Raw genomic sequence first — 8,371 nt, forward strand, 5'->3', positions numbered from 1 at the left:
CCCGGCGGGAGCAGCCAGAAAATCGTGCAAACCCCTTGGTTTGCGCCACCCACATGGGTGTCTTGCAGCTTGTTATCGGGGCCGGCCTGACCGACCACCAATAACGGAAAAAGGCCGGTGGCGTAAGCCACCAGCCATCAGCCCTTCGCTCGACGCTTAGGCTGGCATCGCAAGGTCGAGATTACTTCAGCTCGACTTTAGCGCCTGCTTCTTCCAGCTTCTTCTTAGCGTCTTCAGCGGCTTCTTTCGAAACGCCTTCAGCTACAACCTGAGGAGCGCCATCGACTTTCTCTTTGGCTTCTTTCAGGCCCAGACCGGTCAGTTCGCGAACGGCTTTGATCACGTTCACTTTCTTGTCGCCGGCTTCAACCAGAACAACGTTGAACTCGGTCTGCTCTTCAACAACGGCAGCAGCAGCAGCTGGGCCAGCAGCGGCAACAGCAGCGGTAACGCCGAAGGTTTCTTCCATAGCTTTGATCAGCTCAACAACTTCCAGAACGGTTTTCTGGCCGATTGCTTCGATGATTTGTTCGTTAGTCAGAGACATGACTTAAATCCTGTATTGGGGTGACAGCCTACGCAGCCATCAAATTAAACGTATGATTTTGAAAGAGTTCGCACGCCTTAGGCGGCGGTAGCTTCTTTCTGGTCGCGAATGGCTGCCAGAGTACGAGCCAGCTTGCTGGTGGCGCCTTGGATCACGCTCATCAGTTTTGCGATAGCTTCGTCGCGGGTCGGCAGGGTAGCCAACACGTCGATCTGGTTCGCTGCAATGAAATTGCCGTCAAACGCAGCTGCCTTGATCTCGAACTTGTCCTGACCCTTGGCGAACTCTTTGAACAGACGAGCAGCAGCGCCCGGGTGTTCGTTGGAGAAAGCAATCAGGGTCGGGCCTTTGAACGCGTCGTTGAGGATCGAAAATTCGGTGCCTTCAACAGCGCGCTTCAGCAGGGTGTTACGTACAACACGTACGTAAACGCCAGCTTCGCGGGCCTCTTTACGGAGTCCGGTCATTGCGCTTACAGTCACACCACGGGCATCAGCCACGACAGCGGACAGAGCGACTTTGGCAGCCTCGTTGACTTCAGCGACGATGGCCTTCTTGTCTTCGAGTTTAATTGCCACGGGTTTACTCCTGGTTTTTACCGTTTCATCTGGCCGAAGCCGGATGTCGTTTTGGTGTCTGATTCGGTAACGAATCGGGAGCACCATCTGCGTGGGCTGGTGTTTTAAGGCTTGCGCCGCCTACGGTCTTGGATAGCCCCCGCCAGGCAGGGACCCCAATTTTTGCTGGTGGCGTGACAGGTCACGCCACCATGTTCTTACACGTTCAGCGAGCTCTGATCGATGACCAGACCTGGGCCCATGGTGGTGCTCAGGGTAACGCGCTTGACGTAGATACCTTTCGAAGAAGCTGGCTTGATACGCTTCAGGTCAGCGATCAGGGCTTCAACGTTTTCCTTCAGCTTGCCAGCTTCAAAGCCGACCTTGCCAACGGAGGTGTGGATGATACCGTTTTTGTCGGTACGGTAGCGCACCTGACCAGCCTTGGCGTTTTTCACGGCAGTGGCTACGTCTGGAGTTACGGTACCGACTTTCGGGTTAGGCATCAGGCCGCGAGGACCCAGAACCTGACCCAGCTGACCTACAACACGCATGGCATCAGGCGATGCGATGACGACGTCATAGTTCAGGTCGCCGCCTTTCATTTCGGCAGCCAGGTCGTCCATGCCTACGCGGTCAGCGCCGGCAGCCAGAGCGGCTTCAGCAGCTGGACCCTGGGTGAAGACAGCAACGCGAACGGTCTTGCCAGTGCCGTGTGGCAGCACAGTAGCGCTACGTACGACCTGGTCGGATTTACGCGGGTCAACACCGAGGTTAACGGCGATGTCGTAGGACTCTACGAACTTGGCAGCAGGCAGCGAGGCCAGCAGAGTTGCCGCTTCTTCGAAGTTGTAGGCCTTGCCTGCTTCGATTTTCTCGGCGATTGCCTTTTGGCGTTTGGTCAGCTTAGCCATTACACACCCTCCACGTTCAGGCCCATGCTGCGGGCAGAGCCAGCGATGGTGCGTACAGCAGCGTCCAGGTCAGCGGCAGTCAGGTCAGCCTGTTTGGCTTTCGCGATGTCTTCCAGCTGAGCACGGGTAACGGTACCGACTTTAACGGTGTTCGGGCGAGCCGAACCACTGGTCAGGCCAGCAGCTTTCTTCAGCAGAACCGAGGCAGGGGTGCTCTTGGTCTCGAAAGTGAAGCTACGGTCGCTGTAAACAGTGATGATCACGGGAGTCGGCAGGCCGGCTTCTTGACCCTGGGTACGGGCGTTGAAGGCCTTGCAGAATTCCATGATGTTCACACCGTGTTGACCCAGTGCTGGACCAACGGGTGGGCTTGGGTTGGCCTGGCCGGCCTTAACTTGCAGCTTGATGTAAGCCTGAATCTTCTTAGCCATGAGCTACTCCAAAATCGGGTACGAACGCCTGCTGGCTCCCCGGATGACTTGCGTTTTATCCCAGTGACGACAAAACCCCGCAGCACACAGGGCTGCGGGGTATGGGATGCTTCGTCCGCCTAGACCTTTTCGACCTGGCTGAACTCGAGCTCTACCGGAGTAGAGCGACCGAAGATGAGCACTGCGACCTGCAGACGGCTCTTCTCGTAGTTAACCTCTTCGACACTACCATTGAAGTCAGCGAACGGACCGTCAATGACTCGAACCACTTCACCCGGCTCGAACAGCGTCTTCGGCTTCGGCTTGTCGCTACCGTCGGCAACGCGACGCAGGATAGCCTCAGCTTCTTTATCGGTTATCGGCGCAGGCTTGTCTGCAGTGCCACCAATAAAGCCCATCACACGAGGGGTGTCCTTGACCAAGTGCCAAGTCCCTTCGTTCATCTCCATCTGGACCAATACATAGCCAGGGAAGAATTTACGCTCACTCTTGCGCTTCTGGCCGTTGCGCATTTCGACGACTTCTTCGGTCGGGACCAAGATCTCGCCGAAACCGTCTTCCATGCCAGCCAGCTTGACGCGCTCGATCAGAGAGCGCATTACATGCTTCTCGTAACCCGAGTAAGCATGCACAACATACCAACGCTTAGCCACGGGACACCTTTAGCCAACGATCAAGGAGACCGCCCAGCCGAGCAGGGAATCGAGCCCCCACAACAGCAGTGCCATAACCAGCACGACAGCCACGACAATCAGCGTGGTCTGGGTGGTTTCCTGGCGGGTCGGCCACACGACTTTACGAATCTCGGTACGAGCTTCCTTCGCCAGCGCAAAGAACGACTTGCCCTTCGCAGTCTGCAGAGCTACAAAGCCCGCGACAGCAGCCAGGACGAGAAGTACGAGGACGCGATACAGGATTGGAGAGGCGGAGTAATATTGATTACCCACAACACCAACAACCACCAAAGCCACTACAGCCAGCCACTTGAACAGATCAAAACGCGATTCTTGGGCTTCAGTTTTGGGAGTCATCGAGGAGGATCCTGTGAGAAGAAAGCCATCACACCGAAGTGAAATGGCAGGTCAGGAGGGAATCGAACCCCCAACCTACGGTTTTGGAGACCGTCGCTCTGCCAATTGAGCTACTGACCTGTAACGCTGTATCAGGCCGGCCATTATACCGGCCTGATCAAGTAAATCAACTACTTATTCAATAATTTTTGCTACGACGCCGGCGCCGACGGTACGACCGCCTTCACGGATAGCGAAGCGCAGACCGTCTTCCATTGCGATGGTCTTGATCAGGGTAACAGTCATCTGAATGTTGTCACCTGGCATTACCATTTCAACGCCTTCCGGCAGTTCGCAGTTACCGGTCACGTCAGTGGTACGGAAGTAGAACTGAGGACGGTAGCCTTTGAAGAACGGAGTGTGACGACCGCCTTCTTCCTTCGACAGAACGTAAACTTCTGCGGTGAACTTGGTGTGCGGCTTGACCGAACCTGGCTTGACCAGAACCTGACCACGCTCAACGTCGTCACGCTTGGTGCCACGCAGCAGAACGCCGCAGTTCTCGCCAGCACGGCCTTCGTCCAGCAGCTTGCGGAACATCTCAACACCGGTGCAGGTGGTGGTGGTGGTGTCACGCAGACCAACGATTTCCAGTGGGTCTTGAACGCGAACGATACCACGCTCGATACGACCGGTAACAACGGTACCACGACCCGAGATCGAGAATACGTCTTCGATCGGCATCAGGAACGGCTGATCAACGGCACGAACTGGCTCAGGGATGTAGGCATCCAGAGTTTCTACCAGCTTCTTGACAGCGGTAGTACCCATTTCGTTGTCGTCTTTGCCTTCCAGGGCCATACGAGCGGAACCGATGATGATCGGAGTGTCGTCGCCTGGGAAGTCGTAGGTGGACAGCAGGTCGCGAACTTCCATCTCGACCAGTTCCAGCAGCTCAGCGTCGTCTACCAGGTCAGCCTTGTTCAGGAAGACCACGATGTACGGAACGCCTACCTGGCGGGACAGCAGGATGTGCTCACGGGTTTGTGGCATCGGACCATCGGCGGCCGAGCAAACCAGGATCGCGCCGTCCATCTGGGCAGCACCGGTGATCATGTTCTTCACGTAGTCAGCGTGACCTGGGCAGTCAACGTGAGCGTAGTGACGAATGTTCGAGTTGTACTCGACGTGAGCGGTGTTGATGGTGATACCGCGCGCTTTTTCTTCCGGAGCCGAGTCGATCTTGTCGAACTCAACGACTGCCGAACCGAAAACTTCGGAGCAGACGCGAGTCAGAGCTGCGGTCAGAGTGGTCTTACCGTGGTCAACGTGGCCGATAGTGCCGACGTTAACGTGGGGAAGGGAACGATCAAACTTTTCCTTAGCCATCGATACAATCCTCCGCAGAAGAAATAGTCTTGCGCTGATAAAACAAAGGCAGATATTTTCATATCTGCCTTGTTTATATGGAGCTCTTGAGCGGATTTGAACCGCTGACCTCACCCTTACCAAGGGTGTGCTCTACCAACTGAGCTACAAGAGCGAAACACTTTGCGCAAAATCCGGCAAACTTGGAGCGGGTAGCGGGAATCGAACCCGCATCATCAGCTTGGAAGGCTGAGGTTCTACCACTAAACTATACCCGCGGAGCTTGCGGCTCTCGCTAAAACTGGTGGAGGGAGAAGGATTCGAACCTTCGAAGCTCTCGCAACGGATTTACAGTCCGTCCCCTTTGACCGCTCGGGAATCCCTCCAGATGTGGCCGGCATTCTATTTGTCTGCCGCCCTAGTGTCAAGCGTTTTTTCAAATTTTTTCAATCAAATCTGAAACTTAGCTGCTTTGACACCGCTTTCAGTTCTACCACCTGAGTGGTGTTCCCTGTGAAGCGGGCGCCATTCTATCAAGCTATTCGCCAGTTGCAATACCCTGGCAGAAAATAATTTTATGTTTTAAGTCTTTGAAATCATTGGAAAGAGCTGAGAGTACCGTTTGGTCCAGCAAACGCTCGCTTTCCGGTGCAACCTTGAGCCAGCGCCCATCTGCCCCCGGCAGCTGCCCCACCACTGGCAAGGTCGCAATATCTAGGCTCAAGAGGCGCTGACGCAGCGCATCCAGCTGCCCCTGCCCCATTACCCCACCCACTACCAGGCATTCATCACGACGCTTGGGCGGCGCCGACACGCCTGTTTCACGCAGCAGACGGATCTCTTGCTGATTCCCCTTGTACAGAGACAGCGGGGCGACTTCCTTAATCTTCAGCGGGGCTTCCTGCTGATGCCACACGTAATAGAAGACGTTGAGCACCAGTAACAGCAGAAACAACCAACGCATAGGCACCTCAATCCAATGGGCAGGCCATGGCCAGGCCAACGAAAACCAGGTCTGGCACAACACGCGCCTGGGGCACAGCCTCCCTTACCAGTGGCGCATCACCCCCAGTGAGAAATACCGTGAACGTGTCCCCCCACAGCGCACGCGCCTGATCAAGCTGGGTGCGCGCAAAACCCTGGAGCATCAACACACAACCGCGCTCGACCGCTTCGACGGTTGAGCGCCCGGGAGACAGACTGGTCAATGCGCGCTCGGCGGAGGCATCGTCGTAGCGGATACGCCGGGTATGGGTGCGCAGTTGGCTACGCATCAAAGGCATGCCCGGGCAAATGTAACCACCCAGATGCTCACCATCCGCTGCAACGAAGTCCGCTTTTGCAGCAGTGCCCAAGTCAATGACCAGGCACGCGCCCTTTGCCAAGTGAAATGCACCCAGCGCAGCCAGCCAACGATCCATACCCAGACGCTGATAATCGTCATAGCCATTGCGCACGCCGGCCATTTCCCGCGCCGGATGCGCAACACGCGCCTGAACGGTAAACGCCTGGGCAATCAATGAACACAGCGCATCGGTTTCTTCCTCGCTGCGCACACTGACAATGCGACAGCCCGTAAGACGCACCGAAGCCAACGCAGCCACTTCAGCGAGCAACGCCTGATCGGAATCGACGATCCCGCCACCTTCAATGACTGCATCAGCAGCATGGATTACCCGCCACTTGATGAAGCTGTTACCGCAATCGAGCTCAAGAATCATCACGCAACCTCAAACTGAGCTCACCACCACTGAAGCTCTTTTCCACTCCGTCCACCTCAAGGCGCAAGCCACCCTGCCCGTCGACGCCGAGAACCACACCATCAATATGCGTGCTGCCAGCAACCAGCGAAACATTGCGCCCCTGCCAAAGGTGCGCCTGCTCCCATTCCTCCAGGAATGCTGCAAATCCGTAACGACGATGCCGTGCCAATTCATGCTGCAGCTGCTGGCTGAGCGATGCCACCAAGTGATTGCGATCAATTGTCGCACCCACCTCACGTCGCATCGAGGTCCACTGTTGGTCGACATGATCGTTCACCTGCATGTTCACATTGATACCGATACCCAGCACCACATGGCAGACATCAGCAGGGTCGCCCACCAGCTCCAGGAGAATGCCGGTAATCTTCTGCCCGCGAACCAGCACATCGTTGGGCCATTTGAGCCCTACCTCTTTTACGCCGAACGCCTGCAGGGTGCGCATTACGGCCAATCCCACCACCAGGCTCAAACCTTCGAGCTGACGCATGCCGCCATCCACTCGCAATACAAGGCTGTAATAGAGGTTTTCAGCGAATGGGCTGATCCATTGACGGCCACGCCGGCCCCGGCCGGCGCTCTGCCGCTCGGCCAGCACGATAAACGGAGCTACCTGCCCTTGGCCGGCAAGCCGCAAACCTTCCGCATTGGTCGAATCTATCGATTCGTGGATGAACACTGGCCACTGCTCGCCTTCGGCATAACCAGCGATTGCCTGTGCTTCGAGCAAGGCGAGCGGTGCCGCCAGCTGATAGCCGCGCCCACGAACCTTATGAATGGTGAGGTTCAGTTCACTCTCCAGGTGCTGCAGTTGCTTCCAAACGGCACTGCGACTCACCCCGAGGGCTGCCCCCAGGGCTTCACCGGAATGGAACCGGCCATCCTTGAGGAGATTCAACAACTTCAGCATGCCAGTCTCGACTTGGAATAAGGCAGGCATGATAGCCATGGGCTGTTGGCTTGCATAGGAAAAGGGCCTGTAAGCGCGGCCTTGTGTAGCGATCCCTGTGGGATTCGGCTTTTGCCGCGAAGCAGGCGACCCGGCGGATGGCACCGGCGTTGCCGGTGTTCGCGGCTAAAGCCGCTCCTACAGGGATCTGGTCAAGGCCGAGACTTGCGTGAGAGCTTGGCTTTTTCGGGCCACAAAGACAAAACCCCTACCTGCATGCGCAGATAGGGGTTTTGCGAAATGAATCTTGACGATGACCTACTCTCACATGGGGAAACCCCACACTACCATCGGCGATGCATCGTTTCACTACTGAGTTCGGGATGGGATCAGGTGGTTCCAATGCTCTATGGTCGTCAAGAAATTCTGTTGCCAGAATGTTCGTGAACACTCTTGGCCAATTCGGATATGCGATATTTGTGATGTTGCGAACTTTCGGGTCTTTCGTCTTCACCACCACAATTCGGCTTACGCGCAAATTGCTTGGGTGTTATATGGTCAAGCCTCACGGGCAATTAGTATTGGTTAGCTCAACGCCTCACAGCGCTTACACACCCAACCTATCAACGTCGTAGTCTTCGACGGCCCTTTAGGGGATTCAAGATCCCAGTGAGATCTCATCTTGAGGCAAGTTTCCCGCTTAGATGCTTTCAGCGGTTATCTCTTCCGAACATAGCTACCCGGCAATGCCACTGGCGTGACAACCGGAACACCAGAGGTTCGTCCACTCCGGTCCTCTCGTACTAGGAGCAGCCCCTCTCAAATCTCAAACGTCCACGGCAGATAGGGACCGAACTGTCTCACGACGTTCTAAACCCAGCTCGCGTACCACTTT

General features: G+C 56.0%; 10 protein-coding genes, 4 tRNA genes and 2 rRNA genes (1 of these 16 only partly in view). All 16 read right to left on the minus strand.

Features of this window, described 5'->3' with window-relative positions; genetic code table 11:
- Positions 1-181: 181 nt before the first annotated feature.
- A complete protein-coding gene (gene rplL, locus D8767_RS26725; RefSeq protein ID WP_003255496.1) occupies positions 182-547 on the minus strand; it encodes a 50S ribosomal protein L7/L12 in 366 nt (121 codons plus the stop codon).
- A gap of 77 nt (positions 548-624) precedes the next feature.
- Positions 625-1,125: a 50S ribosomal protein L10 gene (gene rplJ, locus D8767_RS26730; protein ID WP_016715872.1), complete on the minus strand. Its 501-nt coding sequence runs from the start codon at positions 1,123-1,125 to the stop codon at positions 625-627.
- Between the two features lie 197 nt (positions 1,126-1,322).
- Positions 1,323-2,018 carry a 50S ribosomal protein L1 gene (gene rplA / locus D8767_RS26735; RefSeq protein ID WP_009681244.1) on the minus strand — a complete coding sequence of 232 codons (696 nt, stop codon included), beginning with the start codon at positions 2,016-2,018 and terminating at the stop codon, positions 1,323-1,325.
- Positions 2,018-2,449, minus strand: a complete 432-nt coding sequence (rplK, locus tag D8767_RS26740; RefSeq protein WP_003255500.1) for a 50S ribosomal protein L11 — start codon at positions 2,447-2,449, stop codon at positions 2,018-2,020. Before rplK ends, rplA begins: the two co-directional genes overlap by 1 nt.
- Before the next feature lie 119 nt (positions 2,450-2,568).
- Positions 2,569-3,102 carry a transcription termination/antitermination protein NusG gene (gene nusG, locus D8767_RS26745; protein ID WP_003255501.1) on the minus strand — a complete coding sequence of 178 codons (534 nt, stop codon included), beginning with the start codon at positions 3,100-3,102 and terminating at the stop codon, positions 2,569-2,571.
- A 9-nt stretch (positions 3,103-3,111) separates the two neighbouring features.
- Positions 3,112-3,480, minus strand: a complete 369-nt coding sequence (gene secE / locus D8767_RS26750; protein ID WP_003255502.1) for a preprotein translocase subunit SecE — start codon at positions 3,478-3,480, stop codon at positions 3,112-3,114.
- Between the two features lie 44 nt (positions 3,481-3,524).
- Positions 3,525-3,600 (minus strand) — tRNA-Trp (locus tag D8767_RS26755).
- 54 nt (positions 3,601-3,654) lie between these two features.
- Positions 3,655-4,848: an elongation factor Tu gene (gene tuf / locus D8767_RS26760; RefSeq protein WP_013970626.1), complete on the minus strand. Its 1,194-nt coding sequence runs from the start codon at positions 4,846-4,848 to the stop codon at positions 3,655-3,657.
- Positions 4,849-4,926: 78 nt separating this feature from the next.
- Positions 4,927-5,002: transfer RNA gene (locus D8767_RS26765), tRNA-Thr, on the minus strand.
- Positions 5,003-5,031: 29 nt separating this feature from the next.
- Positions 5,032-5,105: transfer RNA gene (locus tag D8767_RS26770), tRNA-Gly, on the minus strand.
- Between the two features lie 24 nt (positions 5,106-5,129).
- A tRNA-Tyr gene (locus D8767_RS26775) sits at positions 5,130-5,213 on the minus strand.
- 152 nt (positions 5,214-5,365) lie between these two features.
- Positions 5,366-5,791 (minus strand): hypothetical protein, encoded by a 426-nt coding sequence (locus tag D8767_RS26780; RefSeq protein ID WP_016715910.1) that lies wholly within the window; start codon positions 5,789-5,791, stop codon positions 5,366-5,368.
- A 7-nt stretch (positions 5,792-5,798) separates the two neighbouring features.
- Positions 5,799-6,548: a pantothenate kinase gene (locus D8767_RS26785; RefSeq protein ID WP_016715909.1), complete on the minus strand. Its 750-nt coding sequence runs from the start codon at positions 6,546-6,548 to the stop codon at positions 5,799-5,801.
- A complete protein-coding gene (gene birA / locus D8767_RS26790) occupies positions 6,538-7,497 on the minus strand; it encodes a bifunctional biotin--[acetyl-CoA-carboxylase] ligase/biotin operon repressor BirA (RefSeq protein ID WP_016715908.1) in 960 nt (319 codons plus the stop codon). Before birA ends, D8767_RS26785 begins: the two co-directional genes overlap by 11 nt.
- 284 nt (positions 7,498-7,781) lie before the next feature.
- Positions 7,782-7,897 (minus strand): 5S ribosomal RNA (gene rrf, locus D8767_RS26795).
- 133 nt (positions 7,898-8,030) lie between these two features.
- Positions 8,031-8,371, minus strand: a 23S ribosomal RNA gene (locus D8767_RS26800); it runs 2,552 nt beyond the window's last position.

Origin of the sequence: Pseudomonas sp. LTGT-11-2Z, from assembly GCF_003691445.1 — a bacterium.
In the GTDB taxonomy this organism is placed as follows: Bacteria; Pseudomonadota; Gammaproteobacteria; order Pseudomonadales; family Pseudomonadaceae; genus Aquipseudomonas; species Aquipseudomonas monteilii.

Coding starts and splice junctions, on each gene's coding strand:
- tuf (WP_013970626.1), bottom strand. CDS start 4,848: ATGGCTAAGGAAAAGTTTGATCGTTCCCTTCCCCACGTTAACGTCGGC.
- rplA (WP_009681244.1), bottom strand. CDS start 2,018: ATGGCTAAGCTGACCAAACGCCAAAAGGCAATCGCCGAGAAAATCGAA.
- D8767_RS26785 (WP_016715909.1), bottom strand. CDS start 6,548: ATGATTCTTGAGCTCGATTGCGGTAACAGCTTCATCAAGTGGCGGGTA.
- rplL (WP_003255496.1), bottom strand. CDS start 547: ATGTCTCTGACTAACGAACAAATCATCGAAGCAATCGGCCAGAAAACC.
- birA (WP_016715908.1), bottom strand. CDS start 7,497: ATGCTGAAGTTGTTGAATCTCCTCAAGGATGGCCGGTTCCATTCCGGT.
- rplK (WP_003255500.1), bottom strand. CDS start 2,449: ATGGCTAAGAAGATTCAGGCTTACATCAAGCTGCAAGTTAAGGCCGGC.
- secE (WP_003255502.1), bottom strand. CDS start 3,480: ATGACTCCCAAAACTGAAGCCCAAGAATCGCGTTTTGATCTGTTCAAG.
- D8767_RS26780 (WP_016715910.1), bottom strand. CDS start 5,791: ATGCGTTGGTTGTTTCTGCTGTTACTGGTGCTCAACGTCTTCTATTAC.